The sequence below is a fragment of the Paraburkholderia sp. CNPSo 3274 genome (genome assembly GCF_024206475.1).
GTDB lineage: Bacteria > Pseudomonadota > Gammaproteobacteria > Burkholderiales > Burkholderiaceae > Paraburkholderia.
In genome coordinates this window covers 43,415-63,589 of record NZ_JAMBPR010000033.1, presented here as the reverse complement: position 1 = coordinate 63,589, position 20,175 = coordinate 43,415, and the positions used below count along the sequence as shown (strand labels likewise).

Sequence of the window (20,175 nt, the reverse complement as noted above, 5' to 3'; positions counted from 1 at the left end):
CACGGAACCTTTACTCGGCCGTTTCGGCCTCGGTGTTCTTCGGCTCGCCATTCGGCGTATACATTCCGGCGTTCCTGTCGCCGGGGAAGGGCCACGCAACGCCCTTGCGCGAATCCTGCTCGCCTTCGGGCCCAACGCTGCGCGACTTCTTCGTTGTCACCTTGGCGTCGCTGTTGACCGCGCCTCTTGCAAGCTCGGTACCGGCGAACGGATCAACCTTTGGCGGCTCGCCGAGGGTCGCCGTTTCGCTCGCATCGCTCGCAGTAGCATCCGAACCAGAGAAAGCCTCCGCAGTGGCGGCAGCCTCGTTTCCCTCTTCGGCCTCTTCCTCGTCGTCGCCGTCTGCGACTTGGTCGGTCGTGGTGCCAGGAAGCTCGGCTTGCTGCGTATCCGGCGGCAGGATCGATATCTTCACTTCCGTCTGCAGCAGCTCGTCGATCTTCCCTTTCTCGTGCGCGGTCGGGTGCACGATCGCCTTGCATTTGACGAGCGCGATGCCAAGGTCCTTGGGCAGCGTCGCGAACGAACTTACCTTCGCCTCGTCAAGCACAATGTGACTGCGCTCCGTGTTGCCGGTATGCAGCGTGAGATTCCAGCCCGTGAGTTCGCCAGGGATATCGATCCACTGCTGCCACCATGAGAACTTCAGTTGCGAGATGCCGTCGGCGACGTTGCTCACGTCGAGCTTGGATTGGCCAGACTTTGGGTCCACGCTCGCGGACTTCGGCTTGCGATAGAACGCCTCGCGCAGGCCGTTTCCGTCCATCGCGTCGAGCACCGTGTTGGGCATCGCAAACTCGAAGATGATCGAATGCGCCGGGCGTTTCTTTTTCTTGCCGTGCTTCTCCATGATGGGAGTCACCGAGGTGATCTTCGCCATCACTTCCTTGATTTCGATATACATGTCCGCTCCTTACGCGAAATGCTTGTTGAAGACGTTTTCGAGGACTTCGACCTGACGATCGCTGATGCCCGTCAGCGTCCCCTCGTTGAGACGGCGCTGCATGCTCTCGACGAAGCCGTGTTCGAACTCGTTGAGGTCGGTGGTGTCGAGCAGGCCGACCAAGCGCTCGACCATGTTGCTGGTGGAGTAGTGGCGGGGCATTACGACACCTTCGGCATGCGTGCCGCGATATCGCGGATACGCGCGACGACGCGATCTGGAATGTGGATCACCTCGACGTCGTTCTCGACAGCGCGAACAGCCGGGCGCAGCTGCTCGCGGTCAATCGGGTCCAGCGTTTCGAGGTGCGGCGCGATGCGCTTCAAGGCGCATCGGAGTGGGCAGTCGATCGTCATGCCGCTGCCTGCGCCCGGTGAGCCGCGATGCCGAAGTACACCGCCTTGCACGCCGCCAGATCGACCGCTGCGTTGTGGGCGCCTTCGAGCTTCGTGCCCGTAAAGAACTCGAAGGCCTCGCCAAGGTTCGGCGACTTCGCGTGACGGCGACCAGCCTTGATCATCTTTTCGGTGGGGGGCAGGTTGATGATCTTCACGCTGTTGCCCTGCGTGCAGAATGCCGGTGCAGCTTTCCATGCACCGTGAATCTCGTTCTCCTGCTCGGGAGAGAGCCGGAAGAGCTCGATACGCACCATGCGCGCGTCGAACGATTCGTTGTGCCCACAGCGCAGATCCGACATGCTCCATAGGCGAATGAACGCGCGCATGGCTTCCTCGATCGGATGCCCGAAGCGCTCGGCGAGATCGTTCGTGATTCCGATGAGCTCCTCGAGCTCCGCGGGGATCGTCCAGCCTTCCGGCTTGATGAGCATGTCCATGAAGCCCAGCACGCGTCCGCTGTCGACGTCGCACAGTTCGGCGGCGAGCTGCGTAATGTGCGGCTGGTCCGGCGACTCAGACGGCTCGTTCCAAAGCGGCAGACCCGTCGTCTCGGTATCGTAGAAAAGGATCGGTTTCATATAACTCTCGGCAATAGGTTTGGACGGCTGGTGTGGTGATGGCATGCAGTTACGCGGCGCGCGCGGCGAGGACGTCGTCTTCGAACACGCGCACGCCGGCGAGCGGGCAGTTCTTCTTCAGCGCCAGGGCGATCTTGTTGATGGCCGGCATGTTGGCGTCGAGCAGTCCGATGTATTCCGGGTGCGCGGCGATGTACTGAATGAGCGCGAGCTTGTCGCTGATCTCGGCCTTCCAGACCTTGCGCGTGGAAACACCCTTCGTCTGCGCGATCGGCATGACCACGGGCGCGGTGATGAGCGTCGCGGTCTGCTGCAGTGTCACGGCTTCGGCCACGCCCTGCTCGACGCGGCTCTCTGCCTCGGCGTTCAGGCGCGCGGCTGTTTCGACGTCGCCTGCTGCGGCTGCCTTCTCGGCCTGTTGCTGCATCGCCTGTGCTTCGGCCTGCGCGGCTGCTTCACGCGCTGCGGCTTCGGCTGCCAGTTGTGCGCGCTCCTGCCGTGCGGCTTCCTCGAGGCGAGCCTGCTCGGCGATGCGCTTGCGCTCTTCCTCGCGGTCGTAGCCCTGGATCGCCTTCTTGAGGAGTGCCTCGGCCTGATCGAGGTAATCAGTGGGCGCGCGGAACAGATCCATCACGGCCTTCTTGGCGGCATCGATCGGCTGCGTGATGCTTTTGCGCTTCGTGTCGAGATCCTTCTGCAGGCCCTTGATCTTCGTGAGGTCCTGCACGGCCAGATCGCGCACTTCGGGGCAGTCGACGGTGAAGACCTTCGCGCTCGCGAGCGCGCGCTCGGCGCCCTTGAACAGTGCGTCTTCAGGCCGTTGCACTTGCAGATTCACCAGCGGTTGCTTGTCCATTTTTGTCCTTCCAGTTGCGGATAGTGAGAAGCGACAGGAACACCGGCCAGTCGCCTTTGTCTTTGAATGGCACCAGCCGGTAGGTGCCATCTGCGCGCAGCCCGAGTCCGTAGCGGTCCTCGATCTGCGTGCCGTTTTTCGCGAAGAGTTCGCTGTACGCAGCGAGCTGCAGGCCGATCACAGGCCCGAGCGTCAGCATCTTCTTGATGTCGATCACCGCGCGCCGGCCGTTGATCAGGCCCGAGCGGTCCGGCGTACCTGCGAAGCGCAGCGACGGGTGATAGAGCCGCTTTTCGATCGTCTCGGGCACGAAGCCGCTTTCCGCGCGGAACTTGATCCAAGCCGTGAGGTACGGCACGAGCTCGTCGGCAAGACAATCCATGTCCAGATCGTCAAGGTCGTACAGTTCCGTCATGCGGTGCACGGCCGTGCCGAGCTTCTGCGCACGTTCGAGCACGTCACGCGGCACCATGGAGTAGTCGACGAGCGGGGCGAGGATCTGCGTCACGCTCGGCAACCGCTTTCCATTGACCGTGTAGGCGTGCTCGACCGGATCGAAAAGCAGCTCGCTCATTACGCGTCCACCGGGTCTTCGGTCCAGCTGACGAGATCGTTGTAGTTCGCCTTCGTCACGCCCTCGAAGCCGAAACCGAACTGCTTGCGAAGGTCTGCCTCGCCGAGCGCAGCCTGTTCCATCTTCGTCTTGAGGATGCGCATCACGCTTTCGCTGACGGGCTCGCCGGCCTGCGCGGCACCTTCGTCATCTGAGCCGGGCTCGCGCTCTGCTGACTGCTGTTGACGCGGCGCGGGTGCAGCACGGCGCGTGCGTTGCGTAGGCTCGGCGTTTTGTTGCACCGGCTCGGCCTGGCGTTGCGTGTTCTGCGTATTGATCACGCCATCGTCGTCGACGTTCTCGAGCGCGGGCGCCGCGGGGCGCTGGCTGCGCGACTGCGGCTGCGGCACTTCCTGCGCCGCGCCCATGTCACGCTCGACGACGCGCTGTGCTTCGTCCTCATCGAACACGCCGGCGAAGCCAAACGCGAGCCGTGCGCCCTGGACGAACGTCTTGTGGCGCAGCATGCGATTCGGGTGCGACTGCCAGGGCTGCATGTTCCGGCGCACGACCTCATCGAAGTACTCCCGGACAACCACCGGGCGCTGACGGTCCTTGCGGTAGACGCGGATTTCCATCCAGAGCGGCACCTTCTTGCTGGAGAACTCCGTGACTTCTTCGGCGTACGAGAACTCGAAGCCGTCGCACATGGGGTGCTCATTCACGATGCGCGCCCAACCATCCACGCCGATCACGGGCACAATGCCGCCCTTGTCGGGGAACGCGTAGATCTCCTTGGTGAACGGGTTCAGGCCGTACTGGTCGGCGACGATCAGGAGCGCGGCCATCTGTTCGTCGGTGACTTCGTTGTTACCGTTCTGCTTGAACGCCGTCGACTTGAGCGTCGACATGAGCTTCGCGGGCTCGATCGAGAACTTGTCGGCGAACTTCGCGACGAGGCTCGTCCGTTGGGTGGTGACTGCTGTGCTCACGTTGCACTCCTGTGCGTGTGTTGAGGGTGGAAATCCGCTTCGATCGCGGCAGACGTCAGGACAACCGCGAAGAGCACGACCCAGCCGGCGATCATTGCCCTGACTGGATGCGAGTCGAAGTAGGTGTTGAGGCGTTTCACTTCACACTTCCGTACGGCACTGCGCGGCGCTGCACGCGATTCGACGGATGCAGCAGATAGTTCTCGCCGAGCGCTTCCTTCGCGCGCTCCAGGCGTTCCTCGCGGCTATCCACGTAGTCGGACCACTCGCGCAGCTTCTGCTGGCGTTGCTCGGTAAAGGCGTCAAACATGCTCATCTCCAGAACGGAAACAGGACATCGATCAACGGCTGCTCAAGAAAACTGCACAGCACGGCCGCGGCGAAGAACACGCCGAACAGTACGCACAGCGCCGTGCGAATCACGAGAGCCATCTTGAAATCCGAAGCGGTGTAGGTGGAATCGATCACAGCAGGCACACGTCGCGCATGAGATCGACGGCGCCGAGATAAACGCTCTTGTTCTTCCAGGGCACCCAGACGTAGCAGAGGTACGCGTTGCTCAGGATCACGATTGAATAGCTGAGGCGGTCCATGTCAGTGCTCCAGAACGGTGATCGACACATCACCGATAGCAGCCTCAAGACGCGCACGAGCGATCAGGCACTCGGTAACAGCGCGGCTGCGTGCGCCATAGTCGTCCTCGGTCAGGATCGCCTCGGCAGCCTTTAGAGCCTTGATCGCAGTGACGATGTGTTCCAGGCGGATGTCCATTTCAGTGCTCCAGCGCACGCAGCGCGGTTTCGTCGGCTTCGATCTCTTCGTTCGGGCAGCCCGGCGCGCAGCCGAAGCTGAGGCGGCACTCCGGGCAGCGTGCGCGGTACACGCGGCGCGTCGGTTCGACATCGGGCTCGGCGAAGTAAGCAACCTCGTCGGCGATCCGGGATGAGAGGGTATGCATGTTTGCCTCGCTGCGTCAGGTGACGTGTTGAGGTAATAGTAGCAGCGCTGCTGCTATTGTCAAGAGCAGTGCTTCTAAAGATGGTGAAAAAAATCCCCGCGAAAGCGGGGTGGTCGGGAAAGTCCTGAGATCAAAGAAGGCGTTTCGCACACTCCAAAGCTTTCAAAAGGTGATGCGCCATCTCTTTCACGGTGCGCTCTGGCGGCTCCGGGGCCGTCGTAGGGATCGCGTTTGCGCGCAGGCGCCGTATGTGTCCCCGGGCGCGGTACTTGTCCAGCTCAACGATTTTTTCGGTGGTATTCATCGAGGCCCTCATGTCGTATGCCGGTGAGGATCTCGGTGGCCGCACGCTCCGCATCGCCAATCAGTTCCTCTGCCGTTCGCATATCTTGGGATTCGTTAGGCCGGACTGCAAGCAGAAGCAGCGCTGTTACAAGTTTAAAGTTTTTCCTTACGGAATCTGAATCTCTATCCAGGCGCGCGACACACCGAATCAATTCAGCCGCTTCTGAAGAAAGAGGCCGATCTTGGCCGCTGATCGCTGATTTGGAGGTCCGCTTTTCCAAGCGTCCAGAAGCGCGTGTCGTGCGCACGAACAGGTCGTCATCTAGTGCGTGGTCGCCCAGATTCTCCTCCACGAGCCGGGGGCTGATCGAGCTGGGGGACACCTTAAGCACGGCGCATAACTTCATCAGCGTGGCGAAATTCAGCGCCAGCACGCCGCGCAGGTATTGGCCCACAGCGCTCTGGCCGCCGATCTTTGCTTCGGCTCCCAGCCACTCCTGGGTGGCACCAGGATTATTCGCTTTGAATGACTCCCACGCCGCCCGCAAGCGCGCGACTTCCTGCTGTTCTTCGGCCGTTAGCTCGTGCCGTTGGATTGTCTTTTTCATGTCTGGATTCTAGGAGCAGGACTTTTATGTATGGGAAGTGCTTGAAAAGCTCTGCTGCTTGCGTACAATAAGAGCAGTGCTGCTAAATGAGGCCTCCCATGCGACTCGACGAATACCTGACTGCAAAGAAGATGTCCCAAGGGGTCTTCGGCGCTCTTCTGAACCCGCCTGTATCGCAAACGCTGGTCAGCCAGTGGAACCGCGGCGTGACGCGCGTGATGCTCGAGCAAGCCATCCAGATCGAAGTCCTTACCGAAGGGCTGGTCACGCCGCGTGAGCTGGCTGAAATGTTCAAGCCCCGCGAGAGCGCTGAAGCGGCTTAAACCGAACCGAACGCAGTCTAAAAAAACCACCGATCCCCTGGAGTCCGCATATGGGCCGCCCACGTGCCGAATACCGAAACGAGATCAAGACCCGCGTCCGAGACGAGGTCTACGAACGCCTGCAGGAATTCAAGCAACTCAACTTCATCGAGAGCGACTCGCAAGCCATCGCCCGACTGCTTGAGATGCTGCTGTGCGGAATAGTGCCGGCGTCGCGATCGGCAGTAAGCGGCAATCAGGGAAATACAGGGCCACGAGCACACGCATGACCGATACGAAAAAGCGGTACGTGGTCGACCTCACAGACGGGGAAGCGGAGAGTATCGAGCAGCGCGCTAGAGATCTAGAGGTGGCGGCACCGGATTTCATTGCGTATTGCGTACGCGTGCTCTCTTTCGGACTGAATTACGCGGCCAGGATGCTGCCCATGCAGGGCCAATCTGGGATGCATGAAGGGGAGTAACGATGGAACTGTTCATCGACACATATTTTTATGTGCTCCTGCAACTGTGGTTCGGCGGCTGGAGGGTTCTATGAGCGCTGCGGACATTCTGATCGTCGGCATGGTTCTGCTGATTCCGTGCGCCTTCTACGGCGCGTGGAGATTGCATTGAGCCGCTGGACTACAACCGAAGTTGCGACGCTCGTGCGCGAGGTGCCCCGTGGGCACAGCGACGCCGATCTGAGCAAACTCTTCACCCGCCATTCGCTCCTGGGTGTGCGTCGCAAGGCGCGACGCTGCGGATTGATGTGGCCGTCTCGCCAGCGCGCGAGGAAAGCGATCTGACATGGCACGCGCACGCAATATCAAACCCGGCTTCTACACGAACGAAGACCTTGCTGAATGCTCGGTCTGGGCTCGCTACATTTTCCCCGGCCTCTGGATGATGGCGGACCGCGAAGGCCGTCTCGAATATCGTCCGAAAAAGATCAAGGGCGAGTTGCTTCGTTTCGACCAGCAAGCCGCTGAACCCTTGCTGGATGAGCTTCAGCGGTGGGGTTTCATCGAGATATATGAGGTCGAAGGCCGCAAGTTTATCCAGATCATGACATTCTCCAAGCATCAGAATCCGCACCATCGGGAAGCCGAAAGCGACATTCCACCACCTAAAAGCCCTGGGCTTACACCCCTTGGCAACTCATCAAAGCCTGGGGCTACTGATGGTTTGGATTACATAGAAGCCCAAGGCGAGCCTGAGACAAGCCCAGGAATGGAAGTTGAAGATGAGACTTGCCAAGGGGGTCAAGCCGGGCTGATTCCGGATTCCGGATTCTCTGATTCTCTGATTCCGGATTCCGGATCCCCTTCAGTGGAGTCGTCGGTAGTTCATACCAATGCGGGCGAAGAAAATCCGGACGGCTCTACTTCCGTTTCGAGAGCAATCGAAATTGCCGTGTACCTGCGACAGCGCGGGGTGGTCGGTGCCAACAGCGTGAACCCGTACATCGCTGGATGGGGCGATGACGCACGGGTGACGAACGAGATTCTCGATGCTGCGATCTCCAAGGCCAGAGCCAGCCTCAACGGCAAGCATCTCGGTCCGAACTACCTCGCAACGGTCGTCCCTGATCTGCTCAACCCGCAGCCGGTACAGCTCAAGCCAAAGCGTGACGACTGGCATCGCACCGATGCGGGAATCAAGCGCAAGGCCGACGAATTGGGCGTGAAAGCCCGGGCAGGGTGGGGCTACGACCAGCTCAAGGACGCCGTTTTCGAAGAGATTCGCCGCCTTGAGCGGCAGGGAGCAGCAGCATGAGCGTAGAAATGAATCCGGGCGATACGTGGGGAAAATGCTTCGTGTCCGGTTGTCCGATCTTCGGCTCGCTCGGTCGTGGAAGCGAATGGGCTTGCTTCTGCCATTACCGCGCGGACTCCGGCGACTTCAGCGAAATCACGCATTTGCTGCTCCACGAGCTTCGCCCGCTTGGCCAATCGGCTGTCGATATCCGCATGCACTACGGCCGCGATTCATGGGCGGACGCATTCAAGCGCATCCAGAAGCGCCTGCGCGAAGCCAATCGGCTCGACATGCTTTTCAACGCCGACGGGAAAGACACGCCCCCATCGCCGCCTTGTCCTCCGGGAATGAAGCCGGTTGTGAAGATGTGGCTTGCGCGCATTGAGTTGGAGATGGAAACGCGGTGCGGGGAGGTTGGGCGGCCGATGGAATTGCCGGGCATAACGCCGCCGACTGCGCCAGTCATTGGCCCGACGCACGCCATGACGCATTACACCGAGATCGCGCAGTGACCCAAATTCTTCCCGCCCAAAACAGGATCCACATCATGAACGCCACCACCACGCGCGCGGATCAGCGCACCGAGAACCCGCTGCGAGACCAGGCCAAGGCCATCCGCGAGCAGCACGACGCGAAGCCTGCAGCGCCGAAGGAATCGCCGCGCGACGCGCGCCTTCGCACGCAGATCGAGCGCGATGCGAAGAAGCGGCCGATGACGGGAGGAAAGTCGTGCTGACCGTCACGCTACCGTATCCGATAAGTGCCAACCGCTATTGGAAATCCTTCCCGCTGAACGGCCGCACGATGACCGCGCCGAGCAGCGAGGCGAAGGCGTACAAGCGCGACGTCGGCTTCATCCTTCGCGGTGTTGGCGTCACGAGCCCGATCGAAGGGCGCGTGGCCGTGCACATCGACCTGTACCCGAAGCGTCCGCAGGACTGGGAGTCGCGCAAGCGCAAGCTCGGCGAGAACTGGGATGACGGCGTGCAGTGTTTGGATATCGACAATGCGCGGAAAGTCCTCTACGACGCGCTCAAGGGCATCGCCATCGTCGACGACAAGTGGATATGGTCGGACAGCGCGCGGCGTTGCGAGCCGGATGGTGAAGCTCGGGTGGTGGTGACGATTCGCGAGGTGGCTGCCGTGAAGTCGGCGGCGCAGCCCGCGCTTTTCGATGAGGTGGCGGCGTGAGCGACTTCTTCGGGATGGGTGTGCCGCTGCGCGATCCTCGGCGAGCATCCGCCGTCAGCGGCGTTCATCGACTTTCCGCATGACTGGAAGCGCGATGCGCGTGCTAAGGCGGCTGAGCGATTCATAGTCAAGCCCATGAAGGTCATCAAGGGAGACTGGTGGAAATGAGCCACCTCACGCCCCTCCAGCTCGCCGGCGCACTCGCGCGCCGCGCCGACTTTCACGCATGGGTCTCGCAGTACTCGGTGCCCCCGCGCGCCATTGACGCAGACGCGGCCGCCCAGTTCATTCGCGATGCCTGTGGCGTGCAATCGCGCCGTGAACTCGCAACCAATTCCGAGGCGGCCCACCGTCTCGAAACCCTCGTGCGCAGGCCCTTCATTGCCTGGCGCGAAAACAACCAGGAGCAATCGTGATCGAACCCAGCATTGGCCGCGTCGTCTGGTTCAGGCCCGGAAAGAATCTGCGCAACGTGCAGACGGATCTCAAGCAGCCGCTCGCGGCGATCGTGTGCTACGTGCACGGGCCGCGTAGCGTCAACCTCAGCGTCTTCGATGCGCTCGGCAAGCATCACGCCTTCGTCAACGTGCCGCTGCTGCAGGACGACGACAAGGCGCCGGATGGCGAGATGCCTTACGCCGAGTGGATGCCGTTTCAGAAGGGGCAGGCGGCGAAGACGGAGGCGGCAGAAGCGAAGGCCATGGATACGAATCTCGCGGCCTATACGTCGCCGGCGCCGCAACGTGCCCCGCATCAACAGCGTGTGATCGTCGAAAAGACTCACCTCGACGAACGGCTCTCGGCGCTGACCGCCTTCTTCGGGACGGAGATCTTCAACGGACTCGCCGAACTGGAGCGCGGGCGTCTCCGTGCGCAAGCGGTCGCCATGGAGTCCTATTCCACTATCCTCGGCGACCGCATAGCGGCATTCGAATAACGCAGCGAGGGCAGGTGCTTTGGGGCAGCGGACGTAGCGCGTAAGACCCCGGGCAGGCACGCAAATCAATCGGAGAAAGTGGATATGCACAACCTCAACCAAAGTGTTCGCCCCATGATGATTGGCGATCAAGAGATCGCAAAGCAGATCGCAGCGTCGCAGCAATCGATGCAGGTACCGCCGGCACCATCGCCCAGCCTCGAAGTCGAGCTTTGCGAGCTTCATGCCGCGCTCGGTTCGCTCGAAGCCGAGTCCGAAGCATTTCAGACCGCCGTATCGAGCGTCAGTCATTCATGTTCGCCATGCGGCGACGGGACGCGGGAGAACGCCGACTTGTTGCCGCCTGCGCTTGAGGCAGTCCGTGCAGCGCGACATCGCGTGAATCGAATTTGCATTGCACTCGCTGATGCGCGCATGCGCCTCGCCCTTTAATCCCACCGGCTCATATCCACGGAGAAAACCATGAGCAACGAGCAAGACCCCATCGCCGCAGCAGCGGCAAACCTCGCGGCAGACGCTGCGCCGAGCAGCAGCGAGCCGAGCCTCTTGCAGAAGGCCGAGGCCACGATTCACGACCTCGAAGCGAAGCTGGACCACTTCATCCATCCGGAGGCGGCCAACGAGGGAAACGCCAATGCGTCTGTGGCCGCGGCAGCCACTGGCGCAGATACACCGATCGCCGCGACGGAGGTCTCGGGCCAATCGAGCTCGCCTGCTGCAACGAATGCTGCGGACCAATCGGCCTCTGCATCTGCCTCCCTGTCGGAGGGCAATACGACAACACCCGAGTCAGGCTTGACCACATCTACGGCTGGCGCCCCGCAGGCTGAAGCCCCAAACGCTGCACCCACCGCTGGCGATATCGCTGCTATCGATGCGGGTGGTGAAGCGCCGCCGATCATCGTCGAAGGTGACCTCCCAAACGCCGCTGCGTCGGCTGCGGAAAGCTCCTCCGCAAGCGCCTCGGAATCGTCTGCACCGAGTGCGTCGCCCGTCGCCGCCACGCTGGTTCCCAACGCTTCCGCCATCCGTGAGCACCTGCAGACCATCCGCTCGCATCTGAGCGCTATGGGCTTCGAACAGGGCAGCGTGGCGGTGATTCATGGGGCGATGGACGAGATCGAGAAGCTGCTCTAAAGCAAACCGAACGGGGAAACCATGGACCGCATCGACGAACTGCTGCTTGACTGGTACACGTGGAGCCAAGGATACAACCCGGGCACCGACTACCAGGCATTCGACAGCACCACGGCGCAATTCCGCAGCAGCCGGCAATGGATGGAATTCGACGATCTCGACGCGGAGGTGGAGTGGGCATTGAAGAAGGCTACCGGGCGCGTGCTCGAACCGCTGATCCAGAAGCTGGACCTGCGCGCCCGGGTGGCCGTCAATGCGATGATGCGCAATTTCGAGAGTGGGGCACAGGTCTGGAGCAGCGTGAGATTGGGCGACGGATTCAGCCTGCAGGAGGAATACGACCGGGCCAAGGCGATTCTCTGCCCGATGATGGTTGCGGCTGGGCTGCTCGAAAAGTCCGCCTGCAAGGAATTAGTATGAGCCTCGCAAAATATCGGGTCGCCTTCAATACACAGCGTCACGGAGCTGCCCGCCGCGGGATTGGTTGGGAACTGACCTTCGAACAATGGCTTGAATGGTGGGGTGCAGACATCGAGCGTCGCGGGACCGGCGAATGCAACCTTCAGATGCAGCGCATCGCTGACGCCGGCCCATATGCTATCGGCAACATTAAAAAGGGAACGCCGAAGCAAAATTCTTCAACCGCGGCAATTGTCAGGCGCAACGAGGCCTGCGAGAGGGCGGCCGAAATCCGGAGGCAGCTAACCAGCGATCTCATGGAGGACGAGTCGGGAGAGAAAGTCATTCATTCGCTGGATGAAGATGAGCGTGAGCTTTTTCTGATGTTCTGGCCTAGGTCTTCATCTTCATTGCTAGTTTCAACGAAATCTTGACATTCCGAAAAATCTTCTATATCTTTCGAAACCAGTTTGGACGGCGTTCGTCCAGAGAAAAGCCCGTTCGGTGAAAGCCGCGCGGGCTTTTTGCTTTTCTGCCCGTGTCTCCACGCGATGAGAGTCGCGTTTCCTGTCCCCCGTTCGCTTTCCGGCGTCGGGGGCTTTTTTATTCCGGAGCCTGCCATGCCGCTGCTCAAGTCGCTCGCGAAGAACGCGTTCGGCAAGAACGTGAAAACTGAGATGGCTGCTGGCAAGCCCCAGAAGCAGGCCGTCGCCATCGCCTATTCCGAGAAGCGCGCCGCCATGAAGCGCAAGGAAGCCCGCAGATGATCCAGCCCACTGACGACCGCATTCTCGTGCTGCCTGACGCGATCCGCGAGGACATCACCGATTGCGGCATCTTGGTGAAAGTCGGCCAGAACATCGAGAGCAAGCGCCAGCTCGGCGGAACCGGGACGATCGTGGCAGTGGGACCAGGCAAGCGTGGCCGCGACGGTCACCGCCGCCCGATGACAGTTGAGCCGGGCCAGCGCATCGTGTTCGGCGAGTTCCTGCACAAGGAATGCTACGACGACGAGAACCAACGCTATCTGCTCATGCAGGAAGCGGACGTGTGTGGGGTGTTCGAATGAAGCCCGTCAGCGCGCTCGACAAGGCGCTCACCGCCGCACTGCGCTCGCATCTCGATGCAATGCAGGGTGCAGAGCATATGGCTGCCCACGTGCGCGCGTTGAGCTATCGCATGCCGCTTATTGTGCGCATCGGCAACCGCGGCTGGCAGTACTCGATCAGCGGCTGTTTTGGGGCAGTTCGATGAAAGCCGGCGACATCATGGTGATCTGCCACCCGACGAGCCCGAACGATGGGAAGCGCGTGCGAATCCTGCAGGCAGCTCACGGCTACAACCAGGAAACGGATGATTTCGAGGCAGATTTCGTCGATGCCGAAGTGCTGGATACGGGCCTGTGCGGCGGCATCCACAAGCGGTTTCTGGCTGAGGTGCAGTGATGGCTGGACGCCCGACAGCATTCCGCGAAGAGTTCATCGAGCTGGCGCGGAATTACTCGCTGCTGGGCGCGACGCAGGAAGAGATCGGGCCGCTGCTCGGTGTGACCGGGCGCACGATCAAGAACTGGAAGCGTGACCATCCGGCATTCGCCGCAGCGCTCAACGAAGGATCGAAGCATGCCAACGCGCGCGTGGTCGGCGCACTCTTCAATCGCTGCATCCAGGGCGACGTGACCGCCATCATCTGGTGGTCCAAGAACAAGATGGGATGGCGCGACAAGGCGGATATCAACGCCAATCTGAGCGGCAAGATCGAGACTGTCACGCGCCGCATCATCGACCCGAAAGAACCTGAGAAAAAGTGAACGAGATCGTGATCGAGACGCCGCGCGTGTTCGCGCCGCTGCTCGATGACGGCCTTCGCTATCTGGGCGCGCACGGCGGCCGGGGTTCGGGAAAATCTCACTTCTTCGGCGAGCTGGCGATTGAACGATCGGTGATGGAGAAGTTCGATCTCGTCTGTGTGCGCGAAAACCAGAAGTCGCTGGATCAGTCGGTCAAGAAACTTCTCGAAGCGAAGATCGAATCGATGAATGCGGGCTACTACTTCGATGTGCAGGACGCGAAGATCAAGAGCATTCACGGCGGCCTGATCATCTTCCAGGGCATGCAGAACCATACCGCCGAGTCCATCAAGTCGCTCGAAGGCTTCGACGCGTCATGGGTGGAAGAAGCGCAGACGCTCAGCCAGAAGTCGCTCGACATGCTGCGCCCGACGATCCGCAAGCCGCTCTCACAACTCTGGTTCTCATGGAATCCGCGCTTCGAGACTGACCCTGTCGATGCGCTCCTTCGCTCTGAGAATCCTCCGCCAGATTCGCGCGTGATTGAGGCGAACTTCGCGGACAACCCGAAGTTTCCCGACGTGCTGCGCTCCGAAATGGAGTACGACAAGCGTCGCGACCCCGACAAATATGTGCACATCTGGCTCGGGGGCTATCAGCAATCGAGCGAGGCGCGTGTGTTCCGCAACTGGCGCATCGAGGAATTCGAGCGCCCGGCGGGGACCATCTTTCGCCTGGGTGCGGACTGGGGCTTTTCGGTCGATCCAAGCGTGCTCGTGCGCTGCTCGATGGAAGGCAACGCGCTCTATATCGATCACGAGGCCTATCAGGTCGGCTGCGAGATCGTGAACCTGCCGGAACTGTTCATGAGCGTGCCTGAGGCAGAGAAGTGGCCTATTACGGCCGATTCGGCACGTCCCGAGACAATCAGCCATATGCAGAAGCATGGTTTCCCGAAGATCGTGCCAGCTGTGAAGGGCGCGAAGTCACTCGAAGAGGGTGTCGAATTTCTGAAGAGTTTCGACATCGTCGTGCATCCGCGTTGCCAGCACACAATCGATGAGCTTTCGCTCTATCGCTACAAGACCGATCCGATGACCGACAAGGTCGTTCCCATCCTCGATGACAAGGACAATCACGTGATTGATGCCCTGCGCTATGCGTGTGAAGGCGCGCGCCGTGCCGTCAAGCGCGTTGTCACGCCCAAGGCGAAACCCGTTGGGCGCTTTGCAGGCGCAGGCGGATGGATGGCATGAAGACATCAGCCGAAGTGCGCAATCCGATCATCAAGGAATGCAACGACAACCTCAAAACAGCAGTTGAGGCGGAAACCGAAAATCGCTCGGAAGCGCTCAACGACCTGAAGTTTGCCGCTGGCGATCAGTGGCCAGACATGATCCAGAGCGCGCGCGAGCTTGAGCATCGCCCGTGTCTCGTGATCAACAAGACCGACAGTTTCGTGCGTCAGGTCGTGAACAACATGCGCGAGCAGCGTCCGCGCATTCAGGTGCATGCGATCTCGGATGGTGCCGACAAGCAGAAGGCAAAAGTCATTGCTGGGCTCATCCGCCACATTCAGGTCAAGAGCAAGGCCGACACCGCCTACGATACCGCGGCTGACTGGCAGGTGCGCACGGGCCTCGGATACTTCCGCTTGAACACGCGCTATGTGCGCGAGAACAGCTTCGATCAGGAAATCTGTTTCAATCGCATCCGCAATCGCTTCACGGTCTATTTCGATCCCGCGAGCGTCGAACTGGATGGCTCGGACGCTGAGTGGTGCATCATCACCGACCGGATGCGCAAAAAGAAATTCCAGCGCAAGTACCCGAAGGCGAAGTGGGTGGATTTCAAGGCGCTGGGCGCTGGCGATGAGTTGAACGACTGGGCCAATGGCGATGAAATTCGCGTGGCTGAGTACTTCAAGCTCGACAAGGTCGAGGACACGCTCTGGCTGCTGAGCAACGGGAAGACCGTTTTCAAGTCACAGGCCAAGCTCGACGAGATGCAGGCCGCAGGCGTGACGGTCGCCCAGGAACGCGCCACGGTGCGCCGCCGGCTCATGTGGTACAAGATGACCGCGCTCGAGATCCTCGATCAGCGCGAGTTGCCGGGCCGCTGGATTCCGGTTTTCCCGGTCTACGGTGCCGAATACGACATCGACGGCAAGGTGATTCGCTACGGCATGGTGCGCGGTCTTCAGGATCCGCAGCGCATGTACAACTTCTGGCGCACCGCCGAGACGGAAATCGTCGCGCTCGCACCAAAGGCTCCATGGCTGGTCGAAGAAGGTCAGATCGAGGGGCACGAGGAAGAATGGGACAACGCGAACAATCGCAGCTACTCCCACCTAAAGTACAAGGGCGTCATGATCGATGGCGTGACGCCTGCGCCGCCGCCTGAGCGTCTGCAACCGCAAGGCATGCCCCAAGCGCAGGTCAATGCCGCCATGGGCGCCAGCGAGGATATGAAGGCCGTGGCCGGTATGTTCGATCCGGCTCTGGGTGCAGAAGGGCAGGAAACCTCCGGCACGATGGTGCAGCGACGCCAGAAGCAGTCAGACCGGTCGAACTTCCACTTCTACGACAATCTCTGCATCACCATGAAGCATGCCGGCATGGTGATCCTCGACTGGGTTCCGCACTACTACGACACGCAGCGCACGATTCGCATCATCGGCGAAGACGGTGTGCCTGATAGCGTCACGATCAACCAGAAGCAGCGCGACGAGGCCGGCACGATTCAGCAGGTGCTCAACGACGTCACGATGGGCGAATACGACATCGTGATGGACGTGGGCCCGGGCTACGACACGAAGCGCGAGGAAGCGGCCGACAACATGCTCGGCATGCTGGCCACGCCGCTGGGCGAGAAGGTCGCGATGGTCGCCGATGACATCGTGATGCGCCAGTTCGACTGGCCCGGTGCGGACCAGATTGCGGATCGCCTCGCCGCGGCCAATCCTATTGCAGGCGTCGAATCGCAGATTCCCGATGATGTGCCGGATCAGGCCAAGTCGCTGATTGCGCATCTCGTCGCGCAGAACAAGCAGATGAGCAGCGCGCTTCAGCAAGCCGAGCTAGATCGCAAGTACCGCATTACGTCCGAGCAGATGAAGCAGGCCGGCGAGAATCAGCGTACGGCGCTCACGGATCAGACCAAGCGTCATGACATCGCCAGCCGCGACGCGACCGCGATCACCATGCAATCGATGCAGGACAGCATTGCGCTGATCCTCGCGCATCTCGACCTGAAGAAGGAAGAGGCGCGCATCGACGCAGGCGCAGACAAGGCCGCCACCGAATAGGCAGTACCCGTTTCACTCTCGCCCCACACGGTCACCCCGCCGTGTGGGGCGTTTTTATTGGGGATCGTGGAGAGATCCATGTCGAAGACCGCAACTGTTGTCACTTCCGAAACGCTGATGCAACGCTTGACCGGCGAAGCACCGGCCGCGACTCCCGCGGCTGACGCAGCCCCTGCCACTCCAGCGCCTGAAAAGACGGGCGAAGAGGGCAAGACGGGCATAGAAACTCCTGTCGGTCAGGAATCGCCACAGCAGCAGCCGAAGAAGAAACCCCTGATCGAGGAACTGGTACGCACGCGTCACGAACGCAACGATGCACGCACGGAAGCAGAAGTCTTGCGCGCCGAGCTTGCTGAACTGCGCGAACAGATGCAGGCCGCGCAGGCAACACCCGCGCCGAAAGAACCCGATCCAAAGCCGGAGCGCGCGCAGTTCGTCACCGAGGCGGACTATCACGAGGCGCTCACCGACTGGAAGGTGGATCAGAAGCTTGCCGAGCGACAGCAGGAAGAGCAGCAGGCACGCATGCAGGCCGCACAGCAGCAATTGGCCGATAGCTGGGATCGTCGTGGCAAGGCAGCGCGCGAAACGATGCCGGACTATGACGATGTAGTAGGGAAGTCTGAAATCGATCTCCCGAATCCCATCTATATGGCAATTGTTGAAAGCGATTATGGCCACGAACTGGCCTATTACCTCGCGAAGAATCCCGACGAAGCACGACTGCTGCGGGGCATGAGCCTCACTTCGGCAGTGCGCATGCTCGGAAAGCTCGAGGACCGGCTGGCCGCCGACAAGGCCCCTGCGAAGAAAGACGCGCCTGCCGCAGCAGCATCCGCAACACCCGAAAAATCGAAGGCGCCAGCGCCCATCGAACCGCTTTCTGATGCATCGGGGTCCGCCGAAAAGCCGACCTCGCAGATGACGTATGCCGAGTACAAGGCCATGCGTCAGCAGCAGGAAGCAGCCAGACGAAAGCGCTAACGCCACCCAGACCATTGAGGCCCCGCCGAGTGCGGGGCTTCGTCGTTTACGGAGCCTGAAATGTCCAACGTCATGTTGACCATCAGCGACATCACCTATGAATCGCTGATGGTCCTCGAAAACGAACTCGTGTTCTCCGACAAGGTGAACAAGGAGTACGACGACAAATTCGCCATTGCCGGCGCGAAGATCGGTTATACGGTCAACGTCCGCCGCCCGGCCCGCTTCAAGGGCACGGTCGGTCCCGCGCTGAACGTGGAAGACTTCGTCGAAGGCAGCGTGCCCGTCACGCTCACCACGCAGTTCCACGTCGATACGCAGTTCTCGACCGCGGATCTGCTGCTGTCGATGGATGACTTCAAGGGCCGTCTCATCAAGCCCGCAGTGGCCGCCATCGCCAACAAGGTGGACTTCGACGGTACAACCTTCGCCTATCAGAATACGGCCAACGCCGTGGGCACGCCGGGCACCAAGCCGACCGCTGCACTGACCGCCCTGACGGCCAAGGCCATCATGGATTCGGAAGCGGCTCCGGATGACGGCGACCGCTGCATCCTGCTCGATCCGTTCTCGATGGTGAGCATGGCCGACGCGCTCAAGGGTCTCTTCAACCCGGCGGCGACGATCGGCGAGATGTACAAGAAGGGCCTGCTCGGTAAAGATACGCTCGGCTTCGACTGGTACCAGAGCCAGAACATCGCCTCGTATCAGGTCGGCGCGCAGGGCGGCACACCTGTGTTCTCGACGGGCAATGCCTCGTCGGCGCTCATCGCGTCGGGCTGGCAGGACAACGGTACGCTCTACACGACCGGCTGGACGGCTACGACCAACGTGCTGAACGTGGGCGACGTCATCACCATTGCAGGCGTCTATGCGGTCAACCCGCAGAACCGCGCGCAGTGGGGCTCCAACCAGCTTCGCCAGTTCGTCGTGCGTCCTGCAGTTGGCACGCCCGCGGCTGGCACCTTCACGCCGGTCTTCAACAGCCTCGGTCAGGTCATCGGCGGCCAATATGCGTCGAACGGTTCGGGCCAGCTCCAGCTCACGATCGCGCCTGCGATCATCAGTGCGGGCCAGTTCCAGAACGTGTCTGCGGCTCCGGCCAACAATGCGGCCATCACCGTGTTCGGCTCGGCGAATGCTTACTCGCCGCAATCGATCGCGATGCACAAGAACGCGTTCACGCTGGCAACTGCCGATCTTGAATTGCCCGATGGCGTGCACTTCGCGGGTCGCGCGGCCGACAAGATGACCGGCCTGTCGATCCGCATCGTGCGCCAGTACACCATCAATAACGATGCCATTCCGGCGCGTTTCGATGTGCTGTATGGCTGGGCGTCCCTGTACCGCGAACTCGCCTGCCGAGTCGCCGGCTAACCCGATCTGAAGCCCCGCAAGGGGCTTTCCCTTTCTCAGGAGTCTCGAAATGACCACGACGAATCCGGGCCCGGCGATTACCGCAAATCCGGTACCGTGCCTGCCCATCGGCAACCTGCAGAAGATGGCGATCATCACGACCGTCTCCATCACGCCGGTGGCCGTTGCTGCCAACACGACCGCGCAGCAGAACTTCGCTGCATCGGGCCTTGGCCTTCAGCAGGGCGACGTCTGCGAAGTGATCGCAGGTCCGTCCTTCCAGGCGGGCCTCATCACGCAGCCGACCATCGCAGGCGCGCCGGCGGACCAGTTGACGATCACCTTCGGAAACGTGACGGCCAGCCCGATCACGCCCGCCGCCGGCATCTATACGGTGCGCGTGACCCGTCTGCAGGCGTTCGACACGGTTGCCTCCGGCGCCGGCTACATGAACTCGTTCTAACCCCATCGGGAGGGCTTCGGCTCTCCCAGTTCTGGAGAACAGCATATGGCAACGACAGTCTGCCGCGGAAACGTGATGCTCGAAGAAAATCTTCAGGTCACGCTCACACCGAACAACGGGACGAACATCGCCGCCAATTCGACGGTAGAAACCACCTATACGCTTCCGGGCGTTCAGATGAACGATTTCGTCTCGATCAACAAGCCTTCGCATACTTCGGGACTCGTTGTCTCGAACGTGCGCGTGGTCGCCGCAAACCAGATCGCCGTTCAGTTTGGCAACGTGACCACTGGGGCGATTACGCCCACGGCGGAAATCTATCTCTTGAACGTGACGCGTTGCGAGTACTCGCCGCCTCCTTCCGTGATGAGCGCATAAG

The 20,175-nt window shown here is 61.0% G+C and carries 38 protein-coding genes; 23 read left to right on the top strand and 15 right to left on the bottom strand.

The annotated features are described in order from the left end of the window. Positions 1-10: 10 nt before the first annotated feature. The 15 genes from M3I54_RS22745 to M3I54_RS22680 all read right to left on the bottom strand — a co-directional run bounded on the left by M3I54_RS22745 (position 11) and on the right by M3I54_RS22680 (position 6,171). Positions 11-904 (bottom strand): hypothetical protein, encoded by an 894-nt coding sequence (locus M3I54_RS22745; protein WP_254340029.1) that lies wholly within the window; start codon positions 902-904, stop codon positions 11-13. Positions 905-913: 9 nt separating this feature from the next. After that, positions 914-1,105 (bottom strand): hypothetical protein, encoded by a 192-nt coding sequence (locus M3I54_RS22740; protein WP_254340027.1) that lies wholly within the window; start codon positions 1,103-1,105, stop codon positions 914-916. Then, positions 1,105-1,269, bottom strand: coding sequence for a hypothetical protein (locus tag M3I54_RS22735; RefSeq protein ID WP_254340025.1), 165 nt, complete (start codon positions 1,267-1,269; stop codon positions 1,105-1,107). Before M3I54_RS22735 ends, M3I54_RS22740 begins: the two co-directional genes overlap by 1 nt. Positions 1,270-1,295: 26 nt before the next feature. Continuing rightward, on the bottom strand, positions 1,296-1,919 hold the full coding sequence (locus M3I54_RS22730; protein ID WP_254340023.1) for a 3'-5' exonuclease: 624 nt from the start codon (positions 1,917-1,919) through the stop codon (positions 1,296-1,298). Between the two features lie 49 nt (positions 1,920-1,968). Next, positions 1,969-2,775 (bottom strand): hypothetical protein, encoded by an 807-nt coding sequence (locus tag M3I54_RS22725; RefSeq protein WP_254340021.1) that lies wholly within the window; start codon positions 2,773-2,775, stop codon positions 1,969-1,971. Further along, the gene (locus M3I54_RS22720) at positions 2,732-3,349 is read right to left on the bottom strand and encodes a PD-(D/E)XK nuclease family protein (protein WP_254340019.1); all 618 of its coding nucleotides are present in this window, start codon (positions 3,347-3,349) and stop codon (positions 2,732-2,734) included. Before M3I54_RS22720 ends, M3I54_RS22725 begins: the two co-directional genes overlap by 44 nt. After that, complete coding sequence (bet, locus tag M3I54_RS22715) at positions 3,349-4,320, bottom strand: phage recombination protein Bet (protein WP_254340017.1); 972 nt, start codon at positions 4,318-4,320, stop codon at positions 3,349-3,351. The genes M3I54_RS22720 and bet overlap by 1 nt, the downstream gene beginning before the upstream one ends. Then, positions 4,317-4,460, bottom strand: coding sequence for a hypothetical protein (locus M3I54_RS45155; protein ID WP_254340014.1), 144 nt, complete (start codon positions 4,458-4,460; stop codon positions 4,317-4,319). The genes bet and M3I54_RS45155 overlap by 4 nt, the downstream gene beginning before the upstream one ends. Beyond that, the gene (locus M3I54_RS22705) at positions 4,457-4,630 is read right to left on the bottom strand and encodes a hypothetical protein (RefSeq protein ID WP_254340013.1); all 174 of its coding nucleotides are present in this window, start codon (positions 4,628-4,630) and stop codon (positions 4,457-4,459) included. The genes M3I54_RS45155 and M3I54_RS22705 overlap by 4 nt, the downstream gene beginning before the upstream one ends. A gap of 2 nt (positions 4,631-4,632) precedes the next feature. Beyond that, positions 4,633-4,788 (bottom strand): hypothetical protein, encoded by a 156-nt coding sequence (locus M3I54_RS22700; RefSeq protein WP_254340012.1) that lies wholly within the window; start codon positions 4,786-4,788, stop codon positions 4,633-4,635. Continuing rightward, positions 4,785-4,913, bottom strand: a complete 129-nt coding sequence (locus M3I54_RS44890) for a hypothetical protein (RefSeq protein ID WP_302059078.1) — start codon at positions 4,911-4,913, stop codon at positions 4,785-4,787. The genes M3I54_RS22700 and M3I54_RS44890 overlap by 4 nt, the downstream gene beginning before the upstream one ends. 1 nt (position 4,914) lies before the next feature. Further along, positions 4,915-5,091 (bottom strand): hypothetical protein, encoded by a 177-nt coding sequence (locus tag M3I54_RS22695; RefSeq protein ID WP_254340010.1) that lies wholly within the window; start codon positions 5,089-5,091, stop codon positions 4,915-4,917. Position 5,092: 1 nt separating this feature from the next. Further along, positions 5,093-5,278: a hypothetical protein gene (locus tag M3I54_RS22690; protein WP_254340008.1), complete on the bottom strand. Its 186-nt coding sequence runs from the start codon at positions 5,276-5,278 to the stop codon at positions 5,093-5,095. A gap of 130 nt (positions 5,279-5,408) precedes the next feature. After that, positions 5,409-5,582 carry a hypothetical protein gene (locus tag M3I54_RS22685; RefSeq protein ID WP_254340007.1) on the bottom strand — a complete coding sequence of 58 codons (174 nt, stop codon included), beginning with the start codon at positions 5,580-5,582 and terminating at the stop codon, positions 5,409-5,411. Continuing rightward, a complete protein-coding gene (locus M3I54_RS22680; RefSeq protein ID WP_254340006.1) occupies positions 5,557-6,171 on the bottom strand; it encodes a hypothetical protein in 615 nt (204 codons plus the stop codon). The genes M3I54_RS22685 and M3I54_RS22680 overlap by 26 nt, the downstream gene beginning before the upstream one ends. Positions 6,172-6,269: 98 nt before the next feature. Between M3I54_RS22680 and M3I54_RS22675 the strand changes: the two genes are divergently transcribed. From M3I54_RS22675 to M3I54_RS22565, 23 genes are all read left to right on the top strand, one after another. Continuing rightward, complete coding sequence (locus M3I54_RS22675) at positions 6,270-6,494, top strand: helix-turn-helix domain-containing protein (RefSeq protein ID WP_254340004.1); 225 nt, start codon at positions 6,270-6,272, stop codon at positions 6,492-6,494. 50 nt (positions 6,495-6,544) lie between these two features. After that, complete coding sequence (locus M3I54_RS22670) at positions 6,545-6,763, top strand: antitoxin VapB family protein (protein ID WP_254340002.1); 219 nt, start codon at positions 6,545-6,547, stop codon at positions 6,761-6,763. After that, positions 6,760-6,957, top strand: coding sequence for a hypothetical protein (locus tag M3I54_RS22665; protein WP_254340000.1), 198 nt, complete (start codon positions 6,760-6,762; stop codon positions 6,955-6,957). Before M3I54_RS22670 ends, M3I54_RS22665 begins: the two co-directional genes overlap by 4 nt. A 325-nt stretch (positions 6,958-7,282) precedes the next feature. Next, positions 7,283-8,251: a hypothetical protein gene (locus M3I54_RS22660; protein WP_254339998.1), complete on the top strand. Its 969-nt coding sequence runs from the start codon at positions 7,283-7,285 to the stop codon at positions 8,249-8,251. Then, positions 8,248-8,745 carry a hypothetical protein gene (locus tag M3I54_RS22655; RefSeq protein ID WP_254339996.1) on the top strand — a complete coding sequence of 166 codons (498 nt, stop codon included), beginning with the start codon at positions 8,248-8,250 and terminating at the stop codon, positions 8,743-8,745. Before M3I54_RS22660 ends, M3I54_RS22655 begins: the two co-directional genes overlap by 4 nt. A gap of 35 nt (positions 8,746-8,780) precedes the next feature. Beyond that, positions 8,781-8,969, top strand: coding sequence for a hypothetical protein (locus M3I54_RS22650; RefSeq protein ID WP_254339993.1), 189 nt, complete (start codon positions 8,781-8,783; stop codon positions 8,967-8,969). Next, the gene (locus M3I54_RS22645; protein ID WP_254339991.1) at positions 8,963-9,424 is read left to right on the top strand and encodes a RusA family crossover junction endodeoxyribonuclease; all 462 of its coding nucleotides are present in this window, start codon (positions 8,963-8,965) and stop codon (positions 9,422-9,424) included. Before M3I54_RS22650 ends, M3I54_RS22645 begins: the two co-directional genes overlap by 7 nt. A 164-nt stretch (positions 9,425-9,588) precedes the next feature. After that, on the top strand, positions 9,589-9,840 hold the full coding sequence (locus M3I54_RS22640) for a hypothetical protein (protein WP_254339989.1): 252 nt from the start codon (positions 9,589-9,591) through the stop codon (positions 9,838-9,840). Next, positions 9,837-10,361: a hypothetical protein gene (locus tag M3I54_RS22635; RefSeq protein ID WP_254339987.1), complete on the top strand. Its 525-nt coding sequence runs from the start codon at positions 9,837-9,839 to the stop codon at positions 10,359-10,361. The genes M3I54_RS22640 and M3I54_RS22635 overlap by 4 nt, the downstream gene beginning before the upstream one ends. A 462-nt stretch (positions 10,362-10,823) precedes the next feature. Next, positions 10,824-11,498: a hypothetical protein gene (locus M3I54_RS22630; protein ID WP_254339985.1), complete on the top strand. Its 675-nt coding sequence runs from the start codon at positions 10,824-10,826 to the stop codon at positions 11,496-11,498. Between the two features lie 21 nt (positions 11,499-11,519). Continuing rightward, positions 11,520-11,918 carry a hypothetical protein gene (locus tag M3I54_RS22625; protein WP_254339983.1) on the top strand — a complete coding sequence of 133 codons (399 nt, stop codon included), beginning with the start codon at positions 11,520-11,522 and terminating at the stop codon, positions 11,916-11,918. Next, positions 11,915-12,331 (top strand): hypothetical protein, encoded by a 417-nt coding sequence (locus M3I54_RS22620; RefSeq protein WP_254339981.1) that lies wholly within the window; start codon positions 11,915-11,917, stop codon positions 12,329-12,331. Before M3I54_RS22625 ends, M3I54_RS22620 begins: the two co-directional genes overlap by 4 nt. A gap of 186 nt (positions 12,332-12,517) precedes the next feature. After that, positions 12,518-12,664, top strand: coding sequence for a hypothetical protein (locus tag M3I54_RS22615; protein ID WP_254339979.1), 147 nt, complete (start codon positions 12,518-12,520; stop codon positions 12,662-12,664). Then, complete coding sequence (locus M3I54_RS22610; protein WP_254339977.1) at positions 12,661-12,966, top strand: hypothetical protein; 306 nt, start codon at positions 12,661-12,663, stop codon at positions 12,964-12,966. Before M3I54_RS22615 ends, M3I54_RS22610 begins: the two co-directional genes overlap by 4 nt. Next, positions 12,963-13,151 carry a hypothetical protein gene (locus tag M3I54_RS22605; protein ID WP_254339975.1) on the top strand — a complete coding sequence of 63 codons (189 nt, stop codon included), beginning with the start codon at positions 12,963-12,965 and terminating at the stop codon, positions 13,149-13,151. Before M3I54_RS22610 ends, M3I54_RS22605 begins: the two co-directional genes overlap by 4 nt. Beyond that, positions 13,148-13,342, top strand: coding sequence for a hypothetical protein (locus M3I54_RS22600; RefSeq protein ID WP_254339973.1), 195 nt, complete (start codon positions 13,148-13,150; stop codon positions 13,340-13,342). Before M3I54_RS22605 ends, M3I54_RS22600 begins: the two co-directional genes overlap by 4 nt. Then, the gene (locus M3I54_RS22595; RefSeq protein ID WP_254339971.1) at positions 13,342-13,707 is read left to right on the top strand and encodes a DNA-packaging protein; all 366 of its coding nucleotides are present in this window, start codon (positions 13,342-13,344) and stop codon (positions 13,705-13,707) included. Before M3I54_RS22600 ends, M3I54_RS22595 begins: the two co-directional genes overlap by 1 nt. After that, positions 13,704-14,942 carry a PBSX family phage terminase large subunit gene (locus M3I54_RS22590; RefSeq protein ID WP_254339969.1) on the top strand — a complete coding sequence of 413 codons (1,239 nt, stop codon included), beginning with the start codon at positions 13,704-13,706 and terminating at the stop codon, positions 14,940-14,942. Before M3I54_RS22595 ends, M3I54_RS22590 begins: the two co-directional genes overlap by 4 nt. After that, positions 14,939-16,993 (top strand): portal protein, encoded by a 2,055-nt coding sequence (locus M3I54_RS22585; protein WP_254339968.1) that lies wholly within the window; start codon positions 14,939-14,941, stop codon positions 16,991-16,993. Before M3I54_RS22590 ends, M3I54_RS22585 begins: the two co-directional genes overlap by 4 nt. A gap of 78 nt (positions 16,994-17,071) precedes the next feature. Continuing rightward, positions 17,072-17,977 (top strand): hypothetical protein, encoded by a 906-nt coding sequence (locus M3I54_RS22580; RefSeq protein ID WP_254339967.1) that lies wholly within the window; start codon positions 17,072-17,074, stop codon positions 17,975-17,977. Positions 17,978-18,037: 60 nt separating this feature from the next. After that, positions 18,038-19,354: a P22 phage major capsid protein family protein gene (locus M3I54_RS22575; protein WP_254339966.1), complete on the top strand. Its 1,317-nt coding sequence runs from the start codon at positions 18,038-18,040 to the stop codon at positions 19,352-19,354. A gap of 49 nt (positions 19,355-19,403) precedes the next feature. Beyond that, positions 19,404-19,796 (top strand): hypothetical protein, encoded by a 393-nt coding sequence (locus M3I54_RS22570; RefSeq protein ID WP_254339965.1) that lies wholly within the window; start codon positions 19,404-19,406, stop codon positions 19,794-19,796. 45 nt (positions 19,797-19,841) lie between these two features. Next, complete coding sequence (locus tag M3I54_RS22565; protein ID WP_254339964.1) at positions 19,842-20,174, top strand: hypothetical protein; 333 nt, start codon at positions 19,842-19,844, stop codon at positions 20,172-20,174. Position 20,175 lies beyond the last annotated feature (1 nt).